This window comes from Cellulosimicrobium sp. E-16, from assembly GCF_049913115.1.
GTDB lineage: Bacteria > Actinomycetota > Actinomycetes > Actinomycetales > Cellulomonadaceae > Cellulosimicrobium.
In genome coordinates, this window is sequence record NZ_CP183974.1 from 532248 (window position 1) to 557216 (window position 24969).

General features: G+C 73.8%; 24 protein-coding genes. 14 read left to right on the forward strand and 10 right to left on the reverse strand.

Going from position 1 to position 24969, the window contains the following annotated elements; translation table 11 throughout:
- Positions 1–152: 152 nt before the first annotated feature.
- The 3 genes from ACN9MS_RS02385 to nrdD all read right to left on the reverse strand — a co-directional run bounded on the left by ACN9MS_RS02385 (position 153) and on the right by nrdD (position 4072).
- Complete coding sequence (locus ACN9MS_RS02385; protein ID WP_426310559.1) at positions 153–1172, reverse strand: Abi family protein; 1020 nt, start codon at positions 1170–1172, stop codon at positions 153–155.
- Between the two features lie 99 nt (positions 1173–1271).
- Positions 1272–1868 carry an anaerobic ribonucleoside-triphosphate reductase activating protein gene (gene nrdG, locus ACN9MS_RS02390; protein ID WP_426310560.1) on the reverse strand — a complete coding sequence of 199 codons (597 nt, stop codon included), beginning with the start codon at positions 1866–1868 and terminating at the stop codon, positions 1272–1274.
- A gap of 2 nt (positions 1869–1870) precedes the next feature.
- On the reverse strand, positions 1871–4072 hold the full coding sequence (gene nrdD, locus ACN9MS_RS02395; RefSeq protein ID WP_426310561.1) for an anaerobic ribonucleoside-triphosphate reductase: 2202 nt from the start codon (positions 4070–4072) through the stop codon (positions 1871–1873).
- Between the two features lie 258 nt (positions 4073–4330).
- On the opposite strand from nrdD, the gene ACN9MS_RS02400 reads away from it, so the two are divergent.
- The 5 genes from ACN9MS_RS02400 to ACN9MS_RS02420 all read left to right on the forward strand — a co-directional run bounded on the left by ACN9MS_RS02400 (position 4331) and on the right by ACN9MS_RS02420 (position 7345).
- Positions 4331–5104, forward strand: a complete 774-nt coding sequence (locus tag ACN9MS_RS02400) for a YwiC-like family protein (RefSeq protein WP_426310562.1) — start codon at positions 4331–4333, stop codon at positions 5102–5104.
- 100 nt (positions 5105–5204) lie between these two features.
- Entirely contained in the window at positions 5205–5594 is a 390-nt protein-coding gene (locus ACN9MS_RS02405) for a pyrophosphatase (RefSeq protein WP_426310563.1), read from the forward strand.
- A 36-nt stretch (positions 5595–5630) separates the two neighbouring features.
- Positions 5631–6161, forward strand: coding sequence for a DinB family protein (locus ACN9MS_RS02410; protein ID WP_426310564.1), 531 nt, complete (start codon positions 5631–5633; stop codon positions 6159–6161).
- A 132-nt stretch (positions 6162–6293) separates the two neighbouring features.
- Positions 6294–6671: a hypothetical protein gene (locus ACN9MS_RS02415; protein WP_426310565.1), complete on the forward strand. Its 378-nt coding sequence runs from the start codon at positions 6294–6296 to the stop codon at positions 6669–6671.
- A complete protein-coding gene (locus ACN9MS_RS02420) occupies positions 6668–7345 on the forward strand; it encodes an HAD hydrolase-like protein (protein ID WP_426310566.1) in 678 nt (225 codons plus the stop codon). The genes ACN9MS_RS02415 and ACN9MS_RS02420 overlap by 4 nt, the downstream gene beginning before the upstream one ends.
- 111 nt (positions 7346–7456) lie before the next feature.
- Here the strand turns inward: ACN9MS_RS02420 and ACN9MS_RS02425 are convergent, their stop codons facing one another.
- Positions 7457–8242, reverse strand: coding sequence for an SAM-dependent methyltransferase (locus ACN9MS_RS02425; RefSeq protein WP_426310567.1), 786 nt, complete (start codon positions 8240–8242; stop codon positions 7457–7459).
- A gap of 199 nt (positions 8243–8441) precedes the next feature.
- On the opposite strand from ACN9MS_RS02425, the gene ACN9MS_RS02430 reads away from it, so the two are divergent.
- The 3 genes from ACN9MS_RS02430 (at position 8442) to ACN9MS_RS02440 (ending at position 11918) form a co-directional block, all read left to right on the forward strand.
- The gene (locus ACN9MS_RS02430; protein ID WP_426310568.1) at positions 8442–9275 is read left to right on the forward strand and encodes a MerR family transcriptional regulator; all 834 of its coding nucleotides are present in this window, start codon (positions 8442–8444) and stop codon (positions 9273–9275) included.
- A 118-nt stretch (positions 9276–9393) separates the two neighbouring features.
- Positions 9394–11499, forward strand: coding sequence for an elongation factor G (locus tag ACN9MS_RS02435; protein ID WP_426310569.1), 2106 nt, complete (start codon positions 9394–9396; stop codon positions 11497–11499).
- Positions 11500–11663: 164 nt separating this feature from the next.
- A complete protein-coding gene (locus ACN9MS_RS02440; RefSeq protein WP_426310570.1) occupies positions 11664–11918 on the forward strand; it encodes a hypothetical protein in 255 nt (84 codons plus the stop codon).
- Positions 11919–11938: 20 nt separating this feature from the next.
- Here ACN9MS_RS02440 and ACN9MS_RS02445 read toward each other — a convergent pair whose 3' ends face one another.
- The 6 genes from ACN9MS_RS02445 to ACN9MS_RS02470 form a co-directional block, all read right to left on the reverse strand.
- Positions 11939–12811, reverse strand: a complete 873-nt coding sequence (locus ACN9MS_RS02445) for a heme ABC transporter ATP-binding protein (RefSeq protein WP_426310571.1) — start codon at positions 12809–12811, stop codon at positions 11939–11941.
- The gene (locus tag ACN9MS_RS02450; RefSeq protein ID WP_426311802.1) at positions 12808–13818 is read right to left on the reverse strand and encodes a FecCD family ABC transporter permease; all 1011 of its coding nucleotides are present in this window, start codon (positions 13816–13818) and stop codon (positions 12808–12810) included. Before ACN9MS_RS02450 ends, ACN9MS_RS02445 begins: the two co-directional genes overlap by 4 nt.
- 152 nt (positions 13819–13970) lie before the next feature.
- Positions 13971–15245 carry an ABC transporter substrate-binding protein gene (locus tag ACN9MS_RS02455; RefSeq protein ID WP_426310572.1) on the reverse strand — a complete coding sequence of 425 codons (1275 nt, stop codon included), beginning with the start codon at positions 15243–15245 and terminating at the stop codon, positions 13971–13973.
- Between the two features lie 371 nt (positions 15246–15616).
- Positions 15617–16285: a heme oxygenase (biliverdin-producing) gene (locus ACN9MS_RS02460; protein WP_426310573.1), complete on the reverse strand. Its 669-nt coding sequence runs from the start codon at positions 16283–16285 to the stop codon at positions 15617–15619.
- Positions 16286–16382: 97 nt separating this feature from the next.
- Positions 16383–17693 carry an MFS transporter gene (locus ACN9MS_RS02465; RefSeq protein WP_426310574.1) on the reverse strand — a complete coding sequence of 437 codons (1311 nt, stop codon included), beginning with the start codon at positions 17691–17693 and terminating at the stop codon, positions 16383–16385.
- An 85-nt stretch (positions 17694–17778) separates the two neighbouring features.
- Positions 17779–18393: a TetR/AcrR family transcriptional regulator gene (locus ACN9MS_RS02470; protein WP_426310575.1), complete on the reverse strand. Its 615-nt coding sequence runs from the start codon at positions 18391–18393 to the stop codon at positions 17779–17781.
- Positions 18394–18524: 131 nt separating this feature from the next.
- Between ACN9MS_RS02470 and ACN9MS_RS02475 the strand changes: the two genes are divergently transcribed.
- The 6 genes from ACN9MS_RS02475 to bsh all read left to right on the forward strand — a co-directional run bounded on the left by ACN9MS_RS02475 (position 18525) and on the right by bsh (position 24962).
- Entirely contained in the window at positions 18525–19100 is a 576-nt protein-coding gene (locus tag ACN9MS_RS02475; protein ID WP_426310576.1) for a DinB family protein, read from the forward strand.
- Positions 19101–19211: 111 nt separating this feature from the next.
- Positions 19212–20219: a hypothetical protein gene (locus ACN9MS_RS02480; protein ID WP_426310577.1), complete on the forward strand. Its 1008-nt coding sequence runs from the start codon at positions 19212–19214 to the stop codon at positions 20217–20219.
- A gap of 652 nt (positions 20220–20871) precedes the next feature.
- The gene (locus ACN9MS_RS02485; protein WP_426310578.1) at positions 20872–21963 is read left to right on the forward strand and encodes a pirin family protein; all 1092 of its coding nucleotides are present in this window, start codon (positions 20872–20874) and stop codon (positions 21961–21963) included.
- A 10-nt stretch (positions 21964–21973) separates the two neighbouring features.
- A complete protein-coding gene (locus ACN9MS_RS02490; protein WP_426310579.1) occupies positions 21974–22798 on the forward strand; it encodes a DUF5926 family protein in 825 nt (274 codons plus the stop codon).
- 323 nt (positions 22799–23121) lie between these two features.
- A complete protein-coding gene (locus ACN9MS_RS02495; RefSeq protein WP_426311803.1) occupies positions 23122–23877 on the forward strand; it encodes a glycosyltransferase family 2 protein in 756 nt (251 codons plus the stop codon).
- 137 nt (positions 23878–24014) lie between these two features.
- The gene (gene bsh, locus ACN9MS_RS02500) at positions 24015–24962 is read left to right on the forward strand and encodes a choloylglycine hydrolase (RefSeq protein WP_426310580.1); all 948 of its coding nucleotides are present in this window, start codon (positions 24015–24017) and stop codon (positions 24960–24962) included.
- Positions 24963–24969: the final 7 nt, after the last annotated feature.

The following is a 24969-nucleotide window of genomic DNA, read 5'->3' on the forward strand; positions in this document are numbered from 1 at the left end:
GGGTGGCGCGTTAGACGCCGTCGAGCTGGGCGCGCGCTACGCCGTGCGGGCGCAGTCGGCGTGGGTCAGATGGCCCGCCGGCCTCGAGCCGGAGCTGCTCGACTGGGTCGCGGAGAACCGTTCCGACACGCGCTCCGGCGACCGTGCGTGGGCTAGACCGAGATCGGGTCCGGCGAATCACTCCACAACGACTGGCTCGCCCAGCCCTGGGGTGCTCCGACCGCGGCGATGGTCAGGCCGGGTGCGGAGGGGAACGACTCGAGAAGTTCGACGAGACCCCGACGCCACGTGGCGTCGTCACCGATCGACCGCAGAAGGTAGGCAATGACCGCGAGGGCGTTGTACACGCCGAAGTTCGACTTGGCGGTGTCTTCGGCGCGGAGGTGATCCAGAAGGGGCACCTTGCCCACTTTCGGACGGCTCGGCGCGTTCTGCAGCTTGCGGTTGAAGAGGCGTGCGTGGTGTGCAGCGACGTTGCGGACGTAGTTCACGCTCGCGAGCCAGCTCGCCATGAGGCGCTTGGTCGGGACTCCGAAGGCGGTGGCGATCTCCAGCGCGTCCTGCTCGTGGAGGCCCTGGTACAGGCGGGAGAGGTGGCCGAGCTCGAGAATCTCCGTAAGCGCCCAGATCGGCATCTGGCCGTCGTACTTCTCCCGGAAGTGGGCGACGAAAGCTTCGTCCGATCCGTTGCGTCGTTCGCCGACGCGGCGGAGCCACTCGGTGTGCTTGCTCGGCTGGGTCCGCCAGCCGGTCGTGTCGTCGATCTGTGCGGTGTTGAAAGCCGGGAGGAAGCTGTCGGGGTCGAGGTGCGCGAGAGGGGACCGTCGTCCGAGCACGTAGCCGATCCGCATCCGTACGGCGACTTCGATGCGTTCGACGCCGTCCAAGACGTGCAGCCGTAAGCGCCGATCGAAGTCGATGACTCGTGCGATGTGCGGTGTCGAGGCCCCTGGACGATACTCGCTCAGTACTTTGACCCGTACCCTGCCGTCTGCCTCGTCCGTAAGCTCCTCGGAGTCGCGAAAGGGGTAGAGGTATCCCGTGAGGCGGTAGTAGCCGATCCCTCGCAAGAGGCCGAGGGTGCGCTCGCGCGGTTCGATGTCGATCCCGCGGTCGGCGAGCTTGGTGGCTTGCTCGTCGATCGAGAGCCACGTCTTCGTGTAGTCGCCCATGACCCCCCAGCCGGCGAAAGAAAATCAGCCCGCTGCCTTTCGGCAACGGGCTGATCGTGATGGGTTGAGCATAGCGACGGATGCTTATGCCTGTCTAGGTCAGGATGACCGCCCGCTCCGCGTGCTCGACGGCCGTATCTCGCGAAGGCGTTGCCAGGGGATGGCGCGACCTGTGGCGAGGGACGCCCGCGCGTCGAGGACGCGCTGGTTGGTGCTGCCGCGGAACGCGAGCGTGAGGTCGCGGCGTGCGAGCTCGAACCGGCCGTCGACCAGCACGTCGACCTCGGCGAGCAGCGCGCGCTGGTCCGCCGTCCCCGCGCGCAGCTCCTCCAGGGTGTAGCCCGTCCAGCACCACACGTCCTTGCGGTCGCCGTGCTCGGCGCGCAGCCGGCGCACGAGGCGCATGCACACGCCCGTGTTGAGGAACGGCTCCCCGCCGAGCAGGGACAGGCCCTGCACGGCGGGGTGCGCCAGGTCGGCGAGGACGAGGTCCTCCAGGGCGTCGTCGTAGGAGCGCCCGTAGCGGAAGCTCCATGCGGCCTCGTTGAAGCAGCCCTCGCACGCGAACAAGCACCCGCTCACGTACAGCGAGCAGCGCACACCCTCGCCGTCGACCATGACGAACGGCTTGTAGTCCGCGACGTACCCCTGGCTGACGCGGTCCGAGCGCCAGCCAGGGCCGGGGGTGCGTGCCACGGTCACGCCGACGCTGCGCCGTCGGGCAGGTGCTTCACCCGCGCGGAGATCTCCGCGTGGCGACCGTGCACCATGGGGCGCTGCTGCGGGTTGCCGAGGTACCCGCACGTGCGCTTGACGACGTCGCACGTGCGGGGGTCGGCGTTGCCGCACGACGGGCACGCGAAGCCTCGCGCGGTGGGGTCGAAGTCGCCCGTGAACCCGCACGCGTAGCAGCGGTCGATGGGCGTGTTCGTGCCGAGGTAGCCCACGCGGTCGTACGCGTAGTCCCAGACCGCCTCCAGCGCCTTCGGGTTCTGCTGGAGCACGGGGTACTCGCAGTAGTGGATGAACCCGCCGGACGTGTACCGCGCGTACTCCTGCTCGAAGTCGAGCTTCTCGAACGGCGTCGGGTTCTTGCGGACGTCGTAGTGGAAGCTGTTCGTGTAGTAGTCCTTGTCCGTGATGTCGGGCACCGCGCCGAACCGCTCGCGGTCGAGGCGGCAGAACCGGTCGGTGAGGCTCTCGCTCGGCGTCGCGTAGACGCTGATGCGGTACCCGGTCCGCGCCGTCCAGCCCGCGGCGTGCGCGTGCAGGGACCGCAGGACGTCGAGCGTGAGCTCCTTGGCCCGCGGGTCGTGCTCCCACGCGCCGCCGTAGAACGCGGCCGCGACCTCGTAGAGCCCGATGTACCCGAGCGAGACCGTGGCGCGGCCGTCGCGGAACAGCCGGTCGACGTCGTCGTCCGGCGCGAGGCGCTCCCCGAACGCGCCGTGCACGTAGAGGATCGGCGCGTTGCCCGGCGTCGCCTCCTTGCAGCGCTCGATGCGGAAGACGAGCGCGTCGTGCACGGTCTCCAGGCGCTCGTCGAGCAGGCGCCAGAACGTGTCGAGGTCGCCGTCGGCCTCGAGCGCGATCCGCGGCAGATTGAGCGTCACGACCCCGAGGTTCATGCGGCCCTCGGAGACGTCCTCGCCGTGCTCGTCCTGCCAGCCCTGGAGGAACGACCGGCAGCCCATCGGAACCTTGAACGACCCCGTGAGCTCGACGATCTTGTCGTACGACAGCACGTCCGGGTACATGCGCTTCGTCGAGCACTCGACGGCGAGCAGCTTGAGGTCGTGGTTGGGGTCGCCGGGGTCGAGGTTCACGCCGCGGCGCAGCGTGAAGATGAGCTTGGGGAAGATCGCCGTCCGGCCTTCGCTGCCGAGCCCGCGGATGCGGATCTGGAGGATCGCGCGCTGGATCTCGCGCTCCAGCCAGCCCGTGCCGAGCCCGAACCCGACCGACGTGAACGGCGTCTGCCCGTTCGAGGTGAACAGGGTGTTGATCTCGTACTCCAACGACTGCATCGCGTCGTAGATGTCCTTGCGCGTCTTCTCGCGCGCGTAGTCCTCGTGCGCGGACTCGTCGGCGATCCAGCGGCGCGCGTCCGCGAGGTGCTTCTCCAGGTTGCGCTCGGCGTACGGGGCGAGCAGCTCGTCGATGCGGTTGACCGAGCACCCGCCGTACTGGCTGGAGGACACGTTCGCGATGATCTGGCTGATCTGCGCCGTCGCGGTCTGGATCGAGCGGGGCGGCTCCACCTGCGCGTTCCCGATCCGGAACCCGTGCTCCAGCATCGAGCGGAAGTCGATGAGGCAGCAGTTCGTCATGGGCGCGTAGGGGTGGTAGTCGAGGTCGTGGTAGTGCAGGTCGCCCTTCTGGTGCGCGTTCGCTACGTGCGGCGGCAGCATCCGCAGCCCGATCGCCTTGCCCACGGTCCCGGCCGTGAGGTCGCGCTGGGTGTTGAAGACGTCGCTGTCCTTGTTCGCGTTCTCGTTGACGACCGTGGAGTCCTTGTCCAGCAGCCGCACGATCGAGTGGTTGAGGTCGGTCGCGCGGCTGCGCGCGAAGTCGCGCTGGACGCGGTAGTCGATGTAGGCGCGGGCGACGTCGTACTCGTGCGACTCGAGCAGCACGTGCTCGACGACGCCCTGGATCTCGTAGATCTTGACCGTCCCGACGAACCGCGCGGCGATCTCCTCGTCGACGCGGTCCACGACCTCGTCGACGCGGCTCCGGTGCGCGGCGGTGAGGTCGCCGTGCACCTCCGCGAACGCCTTCGTCACGGCGGCGCGGATGCGGCCGTCGTCGAACGGCCGTCGACGGCCGTCGCGCTTGAGGACCTCCAGCGTGGCGGTCGTGCTGCGCGGTGCTGCCTGGTCGAGCTCGATGGTGGTCATCGCTCGTCCCCTCTGCCCACCGAGTTCTCGTCTCCGTCTCGCAGGGGTTGCGTGACGGACCGCACCCCAACATGTGGGGTCTGGATCACGGCTGCGCCACCATATCTAGTCCGACCACCGCGTGCGACGCGGATCCCCGGCGTGGCGGCGACCGCGGGACAGGTCGGGACCTTGGTCCTGTCGGGGCAGGTCCTGCGGCCCGGCGCGACGGGGATTTCTCGCGGTCGGGGCCGTGCGTCGCGGCGCTAGCGTCGGGTCGTGTCCCGACGTCCCCCCGGCTGGGTGCCGAACCAGCACGGCGCGTGGCCGATGCTGCTCCTGCCGTTCGTCGTCGGAACGGTCCGGGGGGTGCAGGACGCCGGGTTCCGGCCGGTGACCGTCGCGCTCGGTGCGCTGTGGCTCGTCGGCTACCTCGCCTACTTCGCCGCCGGGCTGTGGCTCAAGTCCAGGCGTCGGCCGCGCTACCGCCGCCCGATGCTCACCTACGCCGTGGTCGCCGTGACGCTCGGGCTCGTCGTGCTCGTGCTCGACCCGGCGCTCGCGCTCTGGGCTCCCGCGTTCGTCCCGTTCCTCGCGCTCGGCCTGTGGGCGTCGGCGCAGCGCACCGAGCGGTCCGTCGCGGCGGGCGGCGCGATGACGGTGGCGGCCTCGCTCATGACGGTCGTCGCGTACGCCGCGTGCCGGGCCCCGGGCTCGCCAGTGCTGGCAGTCCCCGCGGAGGTCTGGCTCGTCGCCGCGCTCCTGCTCGGCTACCTGTTCGGCACGGTGCTCTACGTCAAGACGATGATCCGCGAGCGCGGCGTGCGGTCGTACGTCGTCGCGTCGGTCGGGTACCACGCGGGGGTCACCGTCGCGGCGGGGGTGCTCGCCGTCGTGCACGACCCCACGTGGTGGTGGGCGACGGCGTTCCTCGCCGCAGCGACGGTGCGCGCCGCGGTGCTGCCGGGCCGGCCCCTGAGCCCGAAGGCCGTCGGGATCGGGGAGATCGTCGCGACGGTGCTGCTGCTCGCCGTCGCGCTCGTCGTGCGGTAGAGCCGCGGTTCGGCACGTCCCGCGCGGATCGGCACCTCGTGCTGCCGAACGTGGACCGGGGTGCCGAACGGTCGGAGGGGTCCGGTGGTTCACTGGCGCGATGGACGACGACGCGCCCCTCACCCTCGATGACCTCACGGAGCGCGTCGAGGCGGTCTCCGCGCTCTACGCGCGCAAGTTCGCCGTCGAGCGCGACCCTGACTGGTTCATGCTCAAGCTCGCCGAGGAGGTGGGGGAGCTCACCCAGGCGTTCCTCGTCGCGACCGGGCGCACCCGCCCGCGCGAGGACGTGTCGCCGGCCCGGGCGGCGGCCGCTGACGGGGCTGCCGTGCCCGACGGCGGAGCCTCGCCCCTCGCGGACGAGGTCGCCGACGTCCTGGCGCACCTGCTGCTGCTCGCGCGTTCCCAGGGCGTCGACGTCGAGGCGGCGGTGCGGCGCAAGTGGCTCGTCTGGGAGGGGGAGCTCAGCGGTCGACCGCCGCGGCGATGATCCTGCTCGTGGCGGTGTCGCCGCTAGGGTGACGCCGTGACCGACCACCGCACCGACCCACCCGTCGCCGCCGACGAGGTGACCACGCTGCGCGGCTTCCTCGACTTCCACCGTGACACGCTGCGGTGGAAGACGTCGGGGCTCGACGCGTCCGAGCTCGCGCACCGGCTCCGGCCGTCGTCGATGACGCTCGGCGGTCTGCTCAAGCATCTCGCGTTCGTCGAGTCCCAGTGGTTCTCGCAGGTGGTGCTCGACGAGCCGCTCATCGCGCCGTTCGACACCGCCGACTGGGCCGACGACCGGGACTGGGACTGGACGTCCGCCGCGGGCGACTCCCCGGCGGAGCTGCGCATGCTGTTCGACCGCGCCGTCGCGGCGTCGGACGCGATCCTCGACGCCGCGCTCGCCGACGGTGGACTGGACCGCCTGAGCGCCCGGCCCGACCGACACACGGGCGAGCGCTGGAACCTGCGCTGGATCCTCGTCCACATGATCGAGGAGTACGCCCGCCACAACGGCCACGCCGACCTGCTCCGCGAGGCGATCGACGGAACCGTCGGCGAATAGCCCCGGCCACCACGCCGCTGAGTGCATGAAATAGTCGCGGTCGGCGGGTCCTGACGCGACTATTTCATGCACTCAGCGGTGTGCCGGGTCGGCGGTTGCTGTCGGCACCTCGGGCCCGGGACGATGGGCCGCGTGACCGCTCCCGAGCAGCCCTCTTCCGTTCCCCCGCCGCGCCGCCCGCGCGTCGCGACCGTCGTCCTCGCGCTGCTCCTCCTGGTCGGCGTCGCGCTCCTGGTCGCCGCCTCCTGGGTGGCGAGCCGCCCCGCGTCGTTCGGGTGGTTCGCGTACGCCCCCGTCTCCGGCACGGCGTTCGTCCCGTCCGGCGCCTTCGGGGTCGGGCGCGCGGCGTTCCTCGCGGGCGCGGGCGCCCTGCTCGTCGGCGGCGCGGTCGGGTTCCTCGTCGGGCGTGGCACCGCGCCGACGGCGCCTGGCGCCTCCGGAGCCCCCGGCCGCGGTCCTGAGGATCACGGCACGTCGGGGCCCGCCGGCGACGCGGCGTCGGCCGGATGAGCGCGCGCGACGACCTCGTCCTGCTCGACCTCGACGGCACGCTCACCGACTCGGCGCCCGGGATCCTCGCGTCCGTGCGGCACGCGTACGGCGTGCTGCGGCTCCCGGTCCCCGCCGAGCCGGTGCTCCGCGGCTTCGTCGGTCCGCCGCTCGGGGAGTCGTTCGCTGCGCACGGCGTGCCGGTCGACCGCGTGGCCGACGCCGTGGCTGCCTACCGCGACGTGTACACGGCCGGGAACCTCCTCGACAACGCGGTCTACCCCGGCATCCCCGAGTGCCTGACGGCGCTGCGCGCCGCCGGGCTGCGCCTCGCCGTCGCGACGTCGAAGCCGGAGCCGATGGCACGGCAGATCGTCGAGCACTTCGGGCTCGACGCGCACCTCGACCGTGGGCTCGACGGCGTGTTCGGCGCGACGCTCGACGGGTCCCGCAGCACCAAGGACGACGTCGTCGCGCACGCGCTCGCCTCGCTCGACCCCGCCCGGCGCGTGGTCATGGTCGGCGACCGCGAGCACGACGTCCTCGGCGCCGCCGTCCACGGGGTCCCGTGCGTCGGGGTCGCGTGGGGCTACGCGCGCCCCGGCGAATTGGCCGCGGCGGGGGCGACTGCGGTCGTCGGGACGCCCGCCGAGCTCGCGTCGGTCCTGCTCCACCGGGCACCGCCGGCAGGCTGACGGACCGCCGCCTGCCCGGACGGCGCGGAGGGCCGGGCCGGCAGTCGGACCGACGCGAGGGCGGCGCCGGTGCTCAGGCGCGCGAGAGCACGACGACGGCGAGGGGGCTGGTCAGGCGCGGGCGACCACGAGGACGGGTGCGAGCAGCCCCGCCCTCGTCGCGGCGACGTTGTTGCTGATCCGCGTGACGAACTCCTGGCCGAACACGACGACGAGCCCGTCCTGCCCGGGACCTCCTCCGGCGGCGAGCTCCGCGCGCCGGTCCTCGACGCGCAGGACGTCGAACCCGGCGGCAGTCAGCGCGCGGCTGTAGTCGTCCGGGGTCTCGACGAACGACGACCCGGCGTCGACGGCCCACGGCATCGGGAAGGGCAGGTCGCCGGCCCCGACCCGCATCTGCTCGAAGAGCCCGAACGGGCTCCCGGGGCGCACCACGCGGTGGACCTCGGTGAAGAGCGCCGTCTTGTCCGGCACGTTCATGCCGACGTGGACGAGCATCGCGCGGTCGTTCGACGCGTCGTCGCAGGGCAGCCGGTCGCCGTCGCCCAGCGCGAACGTCACGAGGTCGGCGAGCCCCGTCCGTACGGTGAGCTCGCGCGCGGCGTCGACGAAGTCCGGGCTGAGGTCCACGCCGGTGACCCGGCAGCCGTGCCGGTGCGCGGCGAGGCGAGCCGGTCCGCCGAGACCGCTGCCGACGTCGAGCAGGGCGGTGCCCGGCGCGAGCCCGAGGAGTTCGAGGAGGGCGGCGGTCGACGTCGCGCCCCCGGCGTGCAGCTCGTCGTACGGGGCGAGCGCGTCGACCGTCACCGGTCCGTCGCCGGCTCCCGCCGCGGCGAGGAGGCGGGCCGCGAGGTCCTTCCCGGCGTAGTGCTGCCGTACCTGCTGCGTCGTGGCCATGGCGGCCTCCGTGCTCGTCGCGCGTCCACCCGCGGGGCGCTCTCTCTCGACGGTACGCCCGTCGGCCCCACCCCGCCGTGCCGGACGCCGCGTCCGCGCCACAGGTGTTGACCTTGACGTAGCGTCAACTTCTAGCGTGGTTGTCGTTGCCGCACGAGGCGACCACCGAGTCACCGGGTCCGGGGGAGGAGACGGGCAGATGAACCCCGCAGGAACGACGAGCGAGCGCACGGCCGACTGGTCCATCCAGGAGGTCGCGCGCCTCGCCGGCACGACGAGCCGCACCCTGCGTCACTACGACGCGGTAGGGCTGCTGCGCCCGAGCCGGGTCGCGTCCAACGGCTACCGCCACTACGACGCGGACGCGCTCGTGCGTCTCCAGCGGATCCTGCTCCTGCGCGACCTCGGCCTCGGGCTCCCCGCGATCCAGGAGGCGCTCGACGGCGCGTCGGACGCCGGGGGCGACGGACCGCCGTCGGGCACCGCCGAGCGCGACGCCCAGGTGCGGGCCCTGCGCGGCCACCTCGAGTGGCTGCGGGCGGAGCGGCAACGGCTGGCGCGGCAGATCGCGTCGGTCGAACGGACGATCACCACGATGGAAGGAGGCGGCGAGCTCATGGCGGACGACATGTTCGACGGGTTCGACCACACGCAGTACCAGGCCGAGGTCGAGGACCGCTGGGGCAAGGACGCGTACGCGCGCGGGCACTCCTGGTGGAGCGGCCTGAGCGACGCGGAGAAGTCGGCGTTCAAGAACCGCGTCGAGCGGCTCAACGGCGACTGGACGGCGGCGGCGGAGGCCGGCGTCGACCCGGCGTCGGACGAGGCGCAGGCGCTCGCGCGGCGCCACGTCGACTGGCTCCAGACCGTGCCCGCGAACCCGGGGCACGAGCCCGGGTCGCTGCGGGGCTACCTGCTCGGCCTCGGCGAGATGTACGTCGGGGACCCGCGGTTCGCGCTCAACTACGGCGGCGTCGAGGGCGCGACGTTCGTCCGCGACGCCCTGCGCGTCTACGTCGAGCGCAACCTCTGAGGAGCGTCGACGCGGGGGATCCCGACCCGGGACCATCGGCCCGGGCGGGATCACCGCGACGTCACTAGCCTGGAAGCCTGGCGGGACACGGCGCCCCGCCGCCCGCCAGGAGGCACCCATGGCCACGACGTCGACGTCCACCGGCCCGGCCACGACCCGCAACGTCGCCCTCGTGGGGCACAGCGGCTCGGGCAAGACCACGCTCGCGGAGGCGTTCCTCCATCGCGCGGGCGCGATCCCGCGGGCCGGCTCCGTCGCCGAGGGCACGACCGTCTGCGACCACGAGCCCGAGGAGGTCGCGCGTGGCATCTCGGTGAGCCTCGGCGTCGCGCACCTGGACTGGCGCGCGCCCGACGGCGGCACCTACCAGGTCACCCTGCTCGACACCCCCGGGTCTCCGGACTTCGCGGGCTCCGTGGACGCGGCGCTCGCGGTGGCCGACCTCGCGGTCGTGGTGGTGAGCGCCGTCGACGGGGTCCAGTCGGGCACGGAGGAGGTCTGGCGACGCTGCGACGAGGCGGGGATACCCCGCCTCGTCGTCGTCTCCCAGGAGGACCGCGCGCGGGCGAGCTTCCGCACCGTGCTCGCCGCCCTGCGCGGCGCGCTCGACGCGCCGTTCGTGCCGCTCGAGCTCCCGCTCGGCGAGGAGCAGTCGCTGCACGGCGTGGCCGACGTCCTCACCGAGCGCGCGCGGGAGTACGACGGCGACGGGCGCACCCACGAGGAGGACGTCCCCGCGGACGTCCGGGACGAGGAGCACGCGCTGCACGACGAGGTCGTGGAGGAGATCGTCACGCACGACGACGACCAGCTCGAGGCGTACCTCGCGGGTGACGAGCCCGGCGCGGCCGACCTCGAGCGCACGCTCGCGCACGAGGTGCTCACGGGGGAGGCCGTGCCGGTGCTGCTCGCGTCGGCGGTGACGGGCGTCGGCGTCGACCGGGTGCTCGACCTCGTGTGCGAGCTCGGGCCGTCGCCCGCGGACCGGGCGGCGGTCGTCGCGCTGCCCGACGGCGCGGGGTCGGGCGGCGCCGACGGCTCCCCGACGGCGCGCGCGACCACGGAGGTCGCGGCCGACCCGACGGGGGACGCGCTCGTGCACGTCTTCCGGACGGTCGTCGACCCGTTCGTGGGCCAGGTCTCGGTGTTCAAGGTGCTCTCGGGGTCTGTCGCGACGGGCGACCGCCTCGTGAGCACCGCGACCGGTGCGGAGGACCGCGTGCACGGGCTCTTCCGGCTGCGCGGGCGCGAGCACGTCGCGGTCGACCGCGTGGTCGCGGGCGACGTGGCCGCCGTCGCGAAGCTCTCGGCCGCCTCGACCGGCACGCTGCTGGGGGCGCGGCGAGCGCCCGTCTCCGCGCGTGACCTCCCCGAGCGGGCCCCGGTGTACGCGGTCGCGCTGCGACCCGTGTCCCAGTCCGACGACGACAAGCTGTCCTCCGCGCTCACCCGCCTGCGCGCGGAGGACCCGACGCTGCACGTCGACCTCACCGGGTCGCAGGCCGTGCTCGGCGGGCTCGGTGACACCCACCTCGCGGTCGCGGTCGAGCGGCTGGAACGCTCGTTCGGCGTGCGCGTCACGACCGGGCCCGTCCAGGTCGCGTACCGCGAGACCATCACGCGCGCCGTCGAGGTCGAGGGCAAGGTGAAGAAGCAGTCGGGCGGGCACGGGCAGTTCGCCGTCGTGCAGCTCCGCGTGTCGCCGCTCCCGCGCGGCGAGGGGTTCGAGTTCGTCAGCTCCGTCGTCGGCGGGTCGGTGCCGCGTCAGTACCTCCCGGCCGTCGAGCGCGGCGCGCGCGAGGCGATGGAGGGCGGCGGACCCCACGGCTACCCGGTGGTCGACCTGCGCGTCGAGGTCCTCGACGGCAAGGCGCACTCCGTCGACTCCTCCGACATGGCGTTCCGCACCGCGGGCGGGGTCGGGGTGCGCGAGGCGCTCGCGACGGCGGGGACCGTCGTGCTCGAACCCGTCTCCGCGGTGTCCGTGACCGTCCCGTCCGACGCACAGGGCGACGTCATGGGCGACCTCTCCGCACGCCGCGGGCACATCACCGCGACCGACTCCCTGCCCGACGGCCGCGTGCGCGTCGACGCGCTCGTCCCCGAGGCGGAGCTCACACGTTACGTCCTCGACCTGCGCTCGATCACCGGCGGGCGCGGGTCGTTCACGGCCACCCCCGACCGCTACGAGGTGCTCCCGGGCGGAGTCCCCGCCGCGAGGTAGGACCGTGGTCTGCCGAGGGAGACCGCGGGTGCCGGGCCCGGGCCCGATCGCTGTTCCGCAATCATTCCGTTTCCCGCACTATTGAGGAGATCGCCGCTCCGCTCACGTGTCGTCAATCGTTCGGAAACCCGTATGACGGGCGGCATGAAGGAGAGGGAGCGCCGATGACTGTTCGTGTGCACGAGGAGCACGCGGTGATGGTCGGTCGTCGGGTGCCGTGGGGCGTCTTCGTCACGCTCGATGACGGGACGGAGGTGTTCGTCGACGCGGCGAAGGTCGGGCACCTCGATCCCCGGTCCGGAGACCGGTGCGCGGTCGTCATCCTCGACGACGAACGGACACCTGCGCGAGGGAGCCTTCTCGATGCGGACCGCGAGGTCGCGCGTCGGCACCGGACCGGCGAGCAGCCACGCCGCTGACGGGACCAGGGCGTCGGGCGTCAGCGGCGCGGCACGACGATCGGCGCGCCGCCGCCGGGGTGGTCGACCACCTCGACGGGGTAGTCGTAGACGTGGCTCAGCAGCTCGGCGGTGAGGACGTCGCGCGGGCCGCCGTCGGCGACGACGCGCCCGCCGGCGAGGACCGTCACCTGGTCGGCGTACGCGGCGGCCAGCGAGAGGTCGTGCACGACGACGACCACGGCGCCTCCGGCGGCGGCGTGCGCCCGGGCGAGCTGGAGCACGAGCTCCTGGTGCTTGAGGTCGAGCGCGGCGGTCGGCTCGTCGAGCATGAGGAGCGTCGTGCGCTGCGCGAGCACGCGGGACAGCGCGACGCGCGCCTTCTCCCCGCCGGACAGCGACGTGAAGTGCCGGTCGGCCAGGTGCTCGACGTCGGTCGCGGCCAGGGCCTCGGCGACCGCCGCGTCCTCCTCGTCCTCGAACGGCGTGCCGCGCCACGGCGAGCGGCCCATGCGCACGACGTCCGCGGCGGTGAACGGGAAGCTCAGCGAGACCTGCTGGAGCATGACGGACCGGCGCAGGGCGAGCTCGGTCGGCGTCCAGGCGCGCAGGGGGCGCCCGTCGACGACGACGTCCCCGGCCCCGGGGACCAGGTCGCCCGTGAGCACGGCGAGCAGGGACGACTTCCCGGCCCCGTTCGGCCCGAGCAGCGCGCGGACCTCGCCCGCCCGGACGTCGACCGACACGTCGCGCAGGATCGGTGCCTCGCCGAGCGTGAGGGACACGCCGTGCGCGGCGGTGACCACGTCGCCGGGGGCGACGGGCCCGGGGAGGCGGGACCGTCGTCGGGCACCGGTGACGGCGGTGCGCAGCGAGCCGAGGAACGAGGAGCCCTCGTGGCGCAGGTCGCTCATGCCCAGCCTCCCTGGCGCGAGCGCGTGCGGCGCAGCAGGTAGAAGAAGAACGGCCCGCCGACGAGCGACGTGATCATGCCGAGCGGCAGCTCGACGTTCGCGACGGCGCTGCGCGCGAGGAGGTCCGCGGCGAGCAGCACGACGGCGCCGCCCAGCACGGAGGCGGGGATGAGCGTGCGGTGGCTCGGCCCGCACACCATGCGCACGAGGTGCGGCACGACGAGCCCGACGAACGCGATGATCCCGGTGAAGGCGACCCCGGCGGAGACGAGCAGCGCGACGAGCACGATGACGAGCTGGCGCAGCCGCTCGACGTCGACCCCGAGGTGCTGCGCGGCGCGCTCGCCGAGCGCGAGCAGGTCCATCTTGCGGCGCACGAGCATCGCACCGGTGACGCCGACGGCGGCGATCGGCAGGACGACCGCGACGGACTGCCACGTCGCGCCGCCGAGCGAGCCGAGCTGCCAGAAGACGATCTGCTCGCGCGCGGCCGGGTCGGCCACGAACGTGAAGAACGCGAGCATCCCGCCCGCGAACGCGTTGACCGCGATGCCGGTGAGCACGAGCGTCACGACCTCGGTGCGACCGCCGGCGCGCGCGAGCGCGTAGACGACGAACGTCGTGACGAGCCCGCCGGCGAACGCCGCCGCGGCGACCCACGTGCCGGGCACGAGCGCGCCCGCGGTGACGATGACCGCGCACGCGCCCACGGCCGCGCCCGAGGAGACCCCGATGACGCCGGGCTCGGCGAGCGGGTTGCCGAACACGCCCTGCATGAGGGCGCCCGAGCATGCGAGCGCCGCGCCCACGACGATCGCCAGGACGACGCGCGGGAACCGCACGACCCACAGCGCGTTCTCTCCCTGCGGGTGCGACGGCATCGGGCCCCAGTCGAGCCCGACGTGGTGCGCGAGCGAGCCGAGCACCTCCGCGGGCGACACGGGCACCTGGCCCGTCATGCCGGACACGACGGTGAGCACCGCGAGCGCCACGCCCAGCCCGACCATCAGCCACCGGGCGGCCCGGCGGCGCTGCTGCCCGACGGCGGGGCCCACCCGTGCGGGTCGGCCGGCCGGGCGCAGGGCGTCGTCGGTCGCGGTGACGCCCTCGGGACCGGGCGCGTCCCCGGGCGTGCCGAGGGGGCGGGTAGTGGGCGCGCTCACGACGCCGGGAGCTCCGGCGCGGGCACGCCGTAGAACGCCTCGACGAGCGACGCGATCGTGGACCCGGTGCGGGGGCCGAACGTGAGGAGGCGCGAGCCGTCCATGTCGACGACGCGGCGGGCCTCGCCCGCAGGCGTCTGCGCGAGGCCGGGGATCGCCATCATGGCGTCGAGGCCGCCCATCGACTCGAGCCCGTCGGTCATGACGAGGTAGGCGTCCGGCGCGGCGCTGATGATCGCCTCGCTCGTGACGGGCGCGTACTGCTGCGTGAGGCCGATCGCGGTCCCGGCGTCCTCGCCGCCGATCTCCTGGATCAGGTCGTCGGCGCCCGAGCCGGGCCCGAACAGCATCTTGATGTTCGCCCCGCGCAGGTAGAGGAACGCGACGCGCGGCGAACCGGTGTCCTGCGGGACGGCGCCGAGCGCCGCGCAGATCTGGCGGTCCGTGCGCTCGACGAGCGTCTCGCCCTGCTCGGGCACGCCCAGCGCGGTCGCGACGGCGCGGATCCGGTCGTCGACGCCGTCGAGCGTGCGTGCCTCGTCGAAGTACACGACGGGGATGCCCGAGCTCTCGAGCTGGCCGCGCACGTCGTCGGTGAGGATCGTCGCGTCGGTGAGGATGACGGACGGGTCGAGCCCGAGGATCGCCTCGACGTCGAGCGCGTGCCCCGCGCCCGTGACGACGGGGACGTCCGCGGCCTCGGGGAAGCCCGTCGGCAGGTCGCGGCCCACGACGTTGTCGCCCAGGCCGAGGCTGTAGACGATCTCGCCCAGCGTCCCGTAGAGGTCGACCGGGATGATGCGGCTCACGTCGGTGATCTCGACCTGACGCCCGTCGACCGACTCGACGGTGACAGGGAGCTGCGGGGTCGGTGCGTCGGCGACGGGGTGGATCGCGTCGTCGGCGAACGTCGCCGTCGTCGGTCCGGTGGGGAACGACGCCGGGTCGGCGTCGGACCCGCCGCCCGCGGCGCGCGACTCCTCGAGCGTCGTGCACGCCGGCGCGCCCGTCGTCTCGTCGGCGGACTCCGTGGGCGTCGCCTCGACCGGCGCGGCCTCCTGCCTCGCCTCCGCCGACGGCGTCGCGGGCGGCTCGTAGGGGAGCGGTGAGCACGCAGCCACGAGCCCCAGCGCGACGACGGCCCCCGCCCCGACCAGCGCCGTCACCGTCCGCCGCGCTCGACCGGGCGCGGTGCCCGACGGCCCCGAGGGTGACGTCGAGCGGCTCGTCGTCGAGCCGAGGTGCAGCGCGGAGCGGGCAGCGTGAGGCATGGGGAGTCTCCAGGAAGCGGTGCGCGGGAGGGCGCGACCCGGCGAGGCCGTCGCCCGCCCCAGATAAGACGAGCCTAACCTGACTTGAAGGCGATCCCCGACCGTCTCGCGAGTAACGCACCTCACGACCTCCGGGCCTGAGTTCGAGGCCCACGCAACGGAGAGCACCGTTTCCGCGGGCGGAGCTGCCCACGTGAGCACAGGCCAGGGTGAGAGGGCGTCGGTGAGGGTGGGTGGTGGTGCCGCGTCGTGGCGGGCCTGGCGGGAGCCGCGAGGAACGAGCGGCGGATGGTAGACGCGGCACCACCACCCATCCCGCCCACCCAAGGCGACCACACGCCGTCGGCAAGAACCAGGGTTCTGCCTCAGCGTCAGGGGTGGGCGGTGCCCAGGTCGGCGAAGAGGTCGCTGTTGAGGCGGAACGCGTGCTTGGCCTCGGCGACGGTCTCGTCGAGCTGCTCGGGGGTCAGGACGAGACCGTCGAGGCGCTCGCGGTAGACGTCCTTGAACGGCTTGGACTTGGGGATCTCGACGAACGTGTAGAACGCGAGGCCGTCGCCCGAGAGCCCGTAGTGGCGCTCGAGCATGCGCTTGATGATCTGCCCGCCGGAGAGGTCGCCGAGGTAGCGGGTGTACGCGTGCGCGGCGTAGGCGGGCAGCGACGCGCCGACCGCGCGCAGGCGCGCGACGTAGCGCTCGGTCGCGGGGTGGACGGTGATGCGCTCGGCCCAGTCGGCGCCGACGAGGAACGTGAGGTCCTTCTCGATCTCGGGGGTGCGCGTGAGCTCGTCGAAGACGAGCGTCGAGCCCTGGGCGTCGGCGCGCATCGCGGCGCTCGCGTCCTCGAGCGCGCCGTAGACGGCCCACTGCTGCGCCGCGAGGTCGGCGTACGCCGCGACGTCGAGCTGCCCGGACATGAGCCGCTCGACAAAGCCGGAGCTCTCGGCCTGCTCGTGCTCGGGGCGCGTGCCCTCGCGCAGGCGCTGGGACAGCGGCACGGTCTCGTCGGCGCGGTCGAGGTCGTGGGTGAGAGCAGTCACGGGTGGCTCCTGCGGGTCGCGTCGGGTCGGGGCGCTCGTCCTGACGTCCTGTCATGACGATGCGTCAGGAACTGTAACCCACTCAGGTGAGGCTTGCCTATCCTCTGTCCGGGATCTGGTCCACGTCCTCCGGGTCGGGGAGCCCGGCGAGGAACCGGAAGCCCAGCAGGGCGACCAGGGTGCCCAGCCCGCCGCCGACGACGAGCGGCGTCGCCAGGTCCGCGCGGGCGAGGAGCCCGCCGAGGAACGCCCCGAGCGGCATGACCCCCCACAGGAGCGTCCGCCAGGTGCCGTGCACGCGCCCGAGCAGTCGGCCGGGGATCATCGCCTGGCGCAGCGACATGACGAGCACGTTCCACACCGTGACCGCCCCGGAGCTCACCGCGAACAGGGCAGCGCCGGCGGCGACCGCGGCGCCCGAGCCCGGGAGGAGCGGGGCGAGCCCGAGGAGCACGAGGACGACCGTGGAGACGAGGTTCGCGACGGCCATGGTCGGGCCGGTCCCGAAGCGCTCCTTGGCGGGGTTCGCCACGGCCGCTGCGACGAGCGACCCGGCCGCGCCGACGAGCAGGAACGTCCCGTACCAGGCCTCGGGGACGCCCAGCACGTCGAGGACGTAGAGCACGATCGTCGCGGTCGCGGCGGAGAAGCAGAGCCCGACGACGATCGAGAGCAGCCACAGCGGGCGCAGGGTCGGGTGCGCCCACAGGTAGCGGAACCCATCCCCGAGCTGACGGAACCAGGGCGGGGCGGGCTCGGCCCCCTCGACGGCCGCGGCGCGGTGCTCGCCCGCGGCGACGGCGGGCAGGAACAGCGCGAGCGCCCCCGCGACGGCATAGGCGGCGGCGCCCGTCCCGAGCGGCACGACGACGGCGACCGCGAACAGCGCCGACGTGAGCGGCGCGGAGAGGAAGTTCTGGACGGTGATCTCGCCCGCCTCGATGCGCGAGTTCGCGCGGGGGAGGTCGGCGGGCCGCACGATCGAGGGCAGCACCGCGCGGATCGCGCCGTCGTACACGGTCTCCAGCGCGCCGTAGAGGAAGACGACGGCGTAGAGCCACCAGATCGTCAGCGTGCCCGTCGCGGCCAGGGCGACGAGCCCGAGGGCGAGGAGCGTGCGCGCGCCGTTCGCGAGCGCGAGCGCGTGCCGGCGGTCGATGCGGTCGAGCAGCACCCCGGCGGGGATCGCGAAGAACAGCCAGGGCAGGAGCGAGACGGCGGCGATGCCGGACACGAGGAAGGGGTCGTCGGTGAGCCGAGCGGCGAGCAGCGGCGACGCGACGCGCGCGATGCCGTCGCCCAGGCTGGAGCTGAGGTTCGCCGTGAAGACGTTCCGGAACGGTGCGCCGAGCCCGGCGCGCGCCCGGGCGGGGGCGTCGGGGAGCCTGCGGCGGCGGAGGGTCGGCACCTCCCGAGGCTAGGGGACGGTTGCCGCGGGCATCACGTGCATTCCCCCGCTTCTGCTCGCGGGAGAAGCGGCGAGGGCGGTCGGATCAGCGCGTGAGCGCGGGTGTGGACGCGTCGGCCCCGACGGCACGCAGCACGAAGGCTTCGGTCGCCTCGATCGCCTGCTCGCGCGCGACCGGGTCGTCGGGCACGAGCCGGCCGGAGAGGCACGCGTTGACGAGCTGCACGGTGGTGTCGATGTCCTGCTCGGGGAACTCCCCGACCTCGATCCCCGACGCCACGATGCGGCGCAGGATCGTCTCGACGAGCTCGGCGTGCTCGCGCAGCCGCTGGCGCGTCGTGCGCGACAGCACGGTGCGCAGGTCCGGGCCGGGGGCCAGGTGGAAGATGCGCTTGAGCTGGGCCTGCTGGCGGATGTAGGTGCGAAGCTGCTCGACCGGGTCGTCGACGTCCTCCAGCGCCCGCTCGAGCGTCCCGACGTACTGCTCCGTCTCGTGGGTGATGAAGCCGAGGAGCAGCGCCTCCTTGTCGGGGAAGTGGTTGTACACCGCGGTCCGGCCGACCCCCGCGGCGGCGGCGATGTCGGCGAGGGAGATGGCGTCGAAGCCGCGGTCCATCATGAGGGTCGAGAGCGCCGCGAAGAGCTTCTGCCGGGTCTGGGCGCGGTGCTCGTGGAGGGACCCTCCGATGATCTTGGGCATGCTGACATCATAGGGAGGTCGTGTCAGAACGCTAATCGGCTCCTTCGGGCCGCGGTCGGGCCGCCGCGGAGTCGCCACCAGCCGCCAGCGGGCGTCCTCGGGCACGTTCCGCCGTCTGGCACACTGCCGCCATGGACACCACCGCGTCGCCCGACGGCGTCCCCGCCACCGCCCCGGACCCGGACTTCCCGCCCGTCCCCGCGGACACCAAGGACTGGACGTGGGTCATGGAGCGCCCGTGCCCGGAGTGCGGGTTCGTGGCGGCCGAGGTGACGCCCGACCGCGTGGGGGTCGCGGTGCGCGACGCGGTCCCGCGCTACGTCGCCGCGCTGGGCCGCGAGGACGTGCGCGTCCGCCCCGACGCCATGACGTGGTCCGTGCTCGAGTACGCGGCGCACGTGCGCGACGTCTTCTCCGTGTTCGACGTGCGCGTGCAGTCGATGGTCGAGGGCGACGACCCGCAGTTCGCGAACTGGGACCAGGACGCGACGGCCGTCGAGGAGGACTACGCGCACCAGGATCCGGCGGTCGTCGCGCGCGAGCTCGCGATCGCGGGCGACCGGGTCGCGGGCCGCTTCGACGCGCTCGTCCCCGACCAGTGGGAGCGCCGCGGGCGGCGGTCGAACGGGTCCGTGTTCACGGTGCGCACGCTCGGCCAGTACTTCGTGCACGACGTCGTCCACCACCTGCACGACGTCGGCGCCTGACCGGTCGCGCGGCACCCCGGCGGCGCGGCACCCGGCCGCGCCACGTCAGGAGATGCACGGTCGTGACACGGGCGTAACATCCCGGCATTCCGGACGCCCTACGGTCCGGTCATGGACGCCACCGTCGCCGGCCTCGTGCCGGACGCGCACGCGCGAGCCCACCTTCTCGCGGTGCCTCGTTCCCGCGGAGCGGCCCGTACGCCCGTGGAGACCCTCGCGCGCGCCTGGTTCGCCGACGCGGCGTGGACCACGGCGCCGGGTGGCGGGGGAGCGGCCCGCCCCATGGTCGGCGCACGGTTCCGGGGCGTGGTGCCCGACGGCGTCATGACCCCGGGCGAGCTCCGGCTCGCCGAGGGCGCGCGCGTCGTCGGACCCTTTCCGCTCACGCCGCCGCAGACGCAGGCGCTCGACCTCGCGGGCGGCAGCGCCGAGGCGTTCGCGCTGCACGTCGACGACCCGGGGCCGCGCGGCGCGCCGGTGCCGCTCGCCGACGACCGCGACGGTCTCGCGCGGGCCTTCGCGGCGGGGCTGCCCCAGGGCGTCGAGCTCCAGGTGCTGGGCTGGGCCGTCGCGGCGGCGCGGCGCGTCGGGGGCGCCGTCGTCGCGGACGGCCGGACGGTGCTCACGCCCGACCCCGCCTCGGGGGTCGACCTCACCCTCTACAGCGCTCAGGTCCTCGGCCCCGACGACGCGCTCGGCGTCCTGCGCACGACGGTCCCGAACGCGCGCGTCGTCGCGGTCCACCCCCGCCCGGACGGCCTCGCGGAGTACGTGCTGTCGGGGGAGACCCCGTACGACGGCGCCGTCCGGCTGGCGGCGCAGCGCGTGCCGCAGGTGCCGCTCGCCCTCGGCGCCCTCGACTGGCGCGAGCACGGCCCGCACGCCTACCGCGTCACCTGGGTCCCGCAGGACCCGTACGAGCTCGAGGTCGAGCGCCCGTCGGGGCTGCACGTCATCGCGCGCTCGCGGGCCCGGGTGCTCGTCGCACGGCTCGCGGCGATGCTCCAGGGGCGCCTCGCGGGGACGCTCGTGGACGACGGCGGCTTCGTGGTGCGGGACCTCGACCTCGACGAGCGGCTCACGCCGGCGGCGACGCCGACGACGCAGTTCTGGGTCTGACCGAGGGCGTGCGCACGAGGCGCGCACCCCGGCCGAACCGGCCGTGTCGGCCAGGCGAACTGTCCACAGATTTCATCCACAGGGTTGTGGGTTCCGTGGGAATGGCGCGGGGCCGCCTGTGGACGAACCTGTGGCCTTCGCGACCGGCCAAATGACATCGGTGGGAACTCTTGCAGGCCCCCCGGGTGAGGACTACAAACGTGCCTAACGGCCCGGACGGGCGCAGACGGACGACGGTGTTCCGGCACGCAGTACGCAGGGGTCTCCCGGCCCCGCCTGGAGCGCACGACGGCCCGGCGCGAACGCCAGGGCACGGCTGACCGGAGAACGGTGGACGACCCGCGACCCCCTGCTGCGGGGCTGCGCGCGACGGCGCAGGTTCCGACCGGACCCGGAAGGCCGACCGCGATCGGCGTCAGCACGCCTGCCCGGGGCTTCCGGGCTTGGCGCGGGGGCGCCGGGCCGCCACGTCGCGAGCGGCGCCCCGACGGGCCTCCGGCCCGACCGCCCCGGGGTCGCGCGGACACGGCGAGGCCCCTCGGAATCCTGCTCCGAGGGGCCTCGTTGCCATTCTCCCGCGGGCGACCCGGGTCGCGAAGACCCGTCCGCGGGCCGGTAGGCCGGGTCCGCCCGCCGCGCCTACGCTCGTGCCATGAGCAACCTCGAGACCCGGCCCGAGGAGCGCGTCTGCTCCGCGGGGACCCCGCACGGTGAGGGCTCCGACGCGGCGCCGACGGTGGAGATCCTCGAGCACCGCGACGTCCCGCTCGGAGGTACGCGCGCCATGCGGGTGCGGCGCACGATCCCGCAGCGCGCGCGCTCGCTCGTGGGCGCGTGGTGCTTCCTCGACCACTACGGTCCGGACCCGCTGCCGGCGATCGGCGACGGCACCGACGGCATGCAGGTCCCGCCCCACCCGCACACCGGCCTCCAGACCGTCACGTGGCTCTTCGCCGGGGAGATCCTGCACCGGGACGCCGTGGGGTCGCTCCAGACGGTCCGCCCGGGCGAGCTCAACCTCATGACCGCGGGCCGTGGCATCTCCCACTCGGAGGAGTCGCCGCGCGGCGTCCGTCCGCCGGTCCTGCACGGGGTCCAGCTCTGGGTCGCGCTCCCGGGCGACCGGCTGACGGACCCGCCGGCGTTCGAGCACCACGCCGACCTGCCGGTGGTCGCGGTCGGCGGCGCCCGGGTCCAGGTCTTCGTCGGGAGCCTGCGCGTCGCGGGCGCGGAGCTGCGCTCGCCCGCGACGACGTACTCGCCGCTCGTCGGGGCGCAGGTCGACCTGGAGGCCGGCGCGCGCGTCACGCTCGACGTCGACCCGGCGTTCGAGCACGGCCTCCTCGTGGACGACGGGGCGGTGCACCTGGAGGGTGACGAGGTCCCGCCGTCGTCGCTCGGGTACGTCGCGCCGGGGCGCGCGACGCTCACGGTCGAGGCCGGGCCGGACGCGCCGGCGCGGGTCGTGCTCGTGGGCGGCGAGCCCTTCGGCGAGGACATCGTCATGTGGTGGAACTTCGTCGGCCGGTCGCACGACGACGTCGCCCGCGCCCGCGCGGACTGGCAGGCGCAGCTCGTGGTCACCGGCGGCGAGGGGCCGAACCACGGCGGGACCCGGTACGCCGACGGTGCACGCGACGGGCGCTACGGCGAGGTCGTCGGGTACGACGGCGGTCCGCTCCCCGCGCCCGCGCTGCCCGACGTCCGCCTGCGCCCCCGCACCCGTCCGGCGGGGCGCCAGTAGACTGCCGCGCATGGCCAAGAACACCACGCCCGACTTCGTGCTGCGCCCGTTCGAGGGGCTCCCCGGCGAGACCGACTGGGTCGCGATGCGCGAGGTCGTGCCCTCGGCCACCGCGACCGCCCGCACGACCGCGGAGCACGGCGCGCGCGACGTCACCGTCGTGACCGTCCTGCCGGCCGGCTGGGCCGCGCTGCACCGCCAGGACGGCGCGATCCTCCTCGCCGTCCAGACGCTCGCCGGCTCGGGCGACACGAGCCGCGACCTCGCCGCCGCGCTGCTCGAGGCGATCGACGCCGAGCCGGGCACGTCCATCGAGATGAGCGCGCTGCCCGACGCCGGCCCGCGCCTGCAGGACGTCCTCGACCTCTCGGTCCCGTTCGACGTCACCGTCCACGAGGACTTCGCGTTCTGGCTCGACCCCGCCGAGGAGATCACGCCGGACCTGCGCGCGTCGCTCGACCAGGCGGCCGAGTCGATGGTGCCCACGGTCAAGCTCGACGCCGTCCCCTCGGCGTACTGGTGCCGCATGTCGCGCGAGTTCCTGCGCTGGGCCCGCCCGGAGCCCGAGGACGCGCTCATCGACGCGATCTCTCGCCTGCACGCGCGGCGCGAGTCGGGCCTCGCGGGCGGCAAGTTCGTCGGCATGTTCCGGTCGAGCGGTCTGCTCGTCCCGGTGTGGGAGCTGGCACGCGGGACCGAGGCGGACGAGCTCGAGGGCCCGGTCGCGGAGCTCGACGCGCTCCTCACCGAGGCGCTCGCCGTCACGGAGCCGCTCGACGCCAACGAGCGCCGGGCGCGTGCGGGGATCGTGTCGCGTCAGGTGACCCTGCGCTGACGGCCCCGCCGCCGGCAGGCGGTCCGGGGAGCAGCCCGTCGACGCCCCTGTCGGCGGGCTGTCGCGTCGAGTAGGATCCGGGGGACCTGGGAACGCAGCCCGGTCGTCCTGCGAAGATCCCGAGCGGATCTGCTGGTGGAACGACGACACTTCTGCGGCCAACTCTTTGCACTACTAGGCTGGACGGCGTGAACGCGGACCATCGGTCGACTGAGTCGGGGAACAACACGGGCAGTGCTCCTGCTCCTGCGGGCGGCGCGGCGAGCACGCCGCCGCCGACGTACCTCTCGGCGTCCGGGACGCGGGCACGGACGCCGCGCCCGGTGGTCGGCGACGGCCGGACCGGCCGCGCGGTGCGACAGCGCGTCGCCGTGATCATCCCGGCGAAGGACGAGTCGCGACGCATCGCCGCGACGGTCCGCGCGGCCAAGGCGATCCCGCACGTCGACCTCGTGCTCGTCGTGGACGACGGGAGCGAGGACGACACCCAGCACGTCGCGCGCGAGGCGGGGGCCGTCGTCGTGCGCCACTCGCACAACCGCGGCAAGGCCGCCGCCATGGAGACCGGCGCGGCCGTCGTCGCCATGCGCGACGCCGCCGACCGCCCTCCGCGCCTCCTCCTCTTCATCGACGGCGACCTCGGGGAGACCGCGGTGAACACCGCCCCGCTCGTCGCGCCGGTGCTCGACGGGTACGCCGACCTCGCGATCGCGCTCCTCCCGCCGCAGCCGGGCGCGGGCGGCCGGGGGATCGTCGTCGGGGCCGCGCGCCGCGCGATCCAGTCCCTCACGGGGTGGACCCCGACGCAGCCGCTCTCGGGGATGCGCTGCCTCACGCGCGAGGCGTTCGAGGCCGCGACCCCGCTCGCGCGCGGGTGGGGCGTGGAGACCGGCATGACGATCGACCTGCTCCGCAAGGGCTACGTCGCCGTCGAGGTGCCGTGCGACCTGCGCCACCGCGCGTCGTCCAACGACCTCAAGGGCCAGCTCCACCGTGCCGCGCAGTACCGCGACGTGCTCCTGGCCGTGAACGCGCGCAAGATGCGCTCCGCCGTCGACCGGGTGCGCGCCGACCACTAGCACCTCGACGCGGAGCGTCCCGCGTCCGAGAGCTGGCGAGCAGCCTCGCCGGGCCGCACCCTGGAGGGACGAGCCCGCGCAGGGCCCGGGCGGTCCGCGTCCACCGCGCGCCGCACGACGACGACGGGGGCATCGCCATGTGCACGGGGATCAGGTTCTCGGACGGCCAGGGGAGCGTCTACCTCGCACGAAATCTCGACTGGACGAGCGGGTACGGGCAGCAGGTGGTGCTGACGCCCACCGGGTACGCGACGAGGTCGCCGTTCGGCGCGGTGCCCGGCATCCGGCACGCGACGCTCGGCATGGGCATCGTGGCGGAGGGGACGCCGCTCTACTTCGACTGCGGCAACGACGCGGGGCTCGCCGTCGCAGGGCTCAACTTCCCGGGGTACGCGGCGTACGCGCCCGGCCCGGTCGACGGCGCGGTCAACGTCGCCGCGTACGAGCTCCCGCTGTGGGTGTGCTCGCAGTTCGCGACCGTGGACGAGGTGGAGGCCGCGCTCCAGGACGTGGTGGTCGTCGACCGGCCGATCAACGACACCTACCCGAGCTCGATGCTTCACTGGATCGTCGCCGACGCGACGCGCGCCGTCGTCGTCGAGCACACGGCGGACGGCATGCACGTGTTCCACGACGACGTCGACGTCCTCACGAACCAGCCCGGGTTCGGCTGGCACCACGAGAATCTGCGCAACTACCTCAACACCTCGCCCGACTTCCCCGGGGACACGGAGCTGGGCGGGGCGGTCCTCACCCCGTTCGGCTCGGGCGCGCACATGCGCGGCGTCCCGGGCGACTACTACTCGCCGTCGCGGTTCGTCCGCGCTGCCTACGTCAACGCCCACTACCCGACCCAGGAGAGCGAGGCGCAGAACGTCAGCCGCGCCTTCCACACGCTGCAGCAGGTCGCGATGGTCGAGGGGAGCGCCGTGATGGGCTCGGGCGAGTCCGAGATCACCGTCTACACGGGGCTGTTCTCCTCGCGCACGTCGACGTACTACTGGAACACCTACGACGACCCGGCGATCCGGAGCGTCGCGATGGCCGACCTCGCGGTGGGCGGCACCGAGCTCGTCCTCACGTAGGCCGCCA

Coding starts and splice junctions, on each gene's coding strand:
- ACN9MS_RS02385 (WP_426310559.1), bottom strand. CDS start 1,172: ATGGGCGACTACACGAAGACGTGGCTCTCGATCGACGAGCAAGCCACC.
- nrdD (WP_426310561.1), bottom strand. CDS start 4,072: ATGACCACCATCGAGCTCGACCAGGCAGCACCGCGCAGCACGACCGCC.
- ACN9MS_RS02405 (WP_426310563.1), top strand. CDS start 5,205: ATGGACGACGACGCGCCCCTCACCCTCGATGACCTCACGGAGCGCGTC.
- ACN9MS_RS02420 (WP_426310566.1), top strand. CDS start 6,668: ATGAGCGCGCGCGACGACCTCGTCCTGCTCGACCTCGACGGCACGCTC.
- ACN9MS_RS02425 (WP_426310567.1), bottom strand. CDS start 8,242: ATGGCCACGACGCAGCAGGTACGGCAGCACTACGCCGGGAAGGACCTC.
- ACN9MS_RS02430 (WP_426310568.1), top strand. CDS start 8,442: ATGAACCCCGCAGGAACGACGAGCGAGCGCACGGCCGACTGGTCCATC.
- ACN9MS_RS02435 (WP_426310569.1), top strand. CDS start 9,394: ATGGCCACGACGTCGACGTCCACCGGCCCGGCCACGACCCGCAACGTC.
- ACN9MS_RS02440 (WP_426310570.1), top strand. CDS start 11,664: ATGACTGTTCGTGTGCACGAGGAGCACGCGGTGATGGTCGGTCGTCGG.
- ACN9MS_RS02445 (WP_426310571.1), bottom strand. CDS start 12,811: ATGAGCGACCTGCGCCACGAGGGCTCCTCGTTCCTCGGCTCGCTGCGC.
- ACN9MS_RS02450 (WP_426311802.1), bottom strand. CDS start 13,818: ATGGTCGGGCTGGGCGTGGCGCTCGCGGTGCTCACCGTCGTGTCCGGC.
- ACN9MS_RS02455 (WP_426310572.1), bottom strand. CDS start 15,245: ATGCCTCACGCTGCCCGCTCCGCGCTGCACCTCGGCTCGACGACGAGC.
- ACN9MS_RS02470 (WP_426310575.1), bottom strand. CDS start 18,393: ATGCCCAAGATCATCGGAGGGTCCCTCCACGAGCACCGCGCCCAGACC.
- ACN9MS_RS02475 (WP_426310576.1), top strand. CDS start 18,525: ATGGACACCACCGCGTCGCCCGACGGCGTCCCCGCCACCGCCCCGGAC.
- ACN9MS_RS02480 (WP_426310577.1), top strand. CDS start 19,212: ATGGACGCCACCGTCGCCGGCCTCGTGCCGGACGCGCACGCGCGAGCC.
- ACN9MS_RS02485 (WP_426310578.1), top strand. CDS start 20,872: ATGAGCAACCTCGAGACCCGGCCCGAGGAGCGCGTCTGCTCCGCGGGG.
- ACN9MS_RS02490 (WP_426310579.1), top strand. CDS start 21,974: ATGGCCAAGAACACCACGCCCGACTTCGTGCTGCGCCCGTTCGAGGGG.
- bsh (WP_426310580.1), top strand. CDS start 24,015: ATGTGCACGGGGATCAGGTTCTCGGACGGCCAGGGGAGCGTCTACCTC.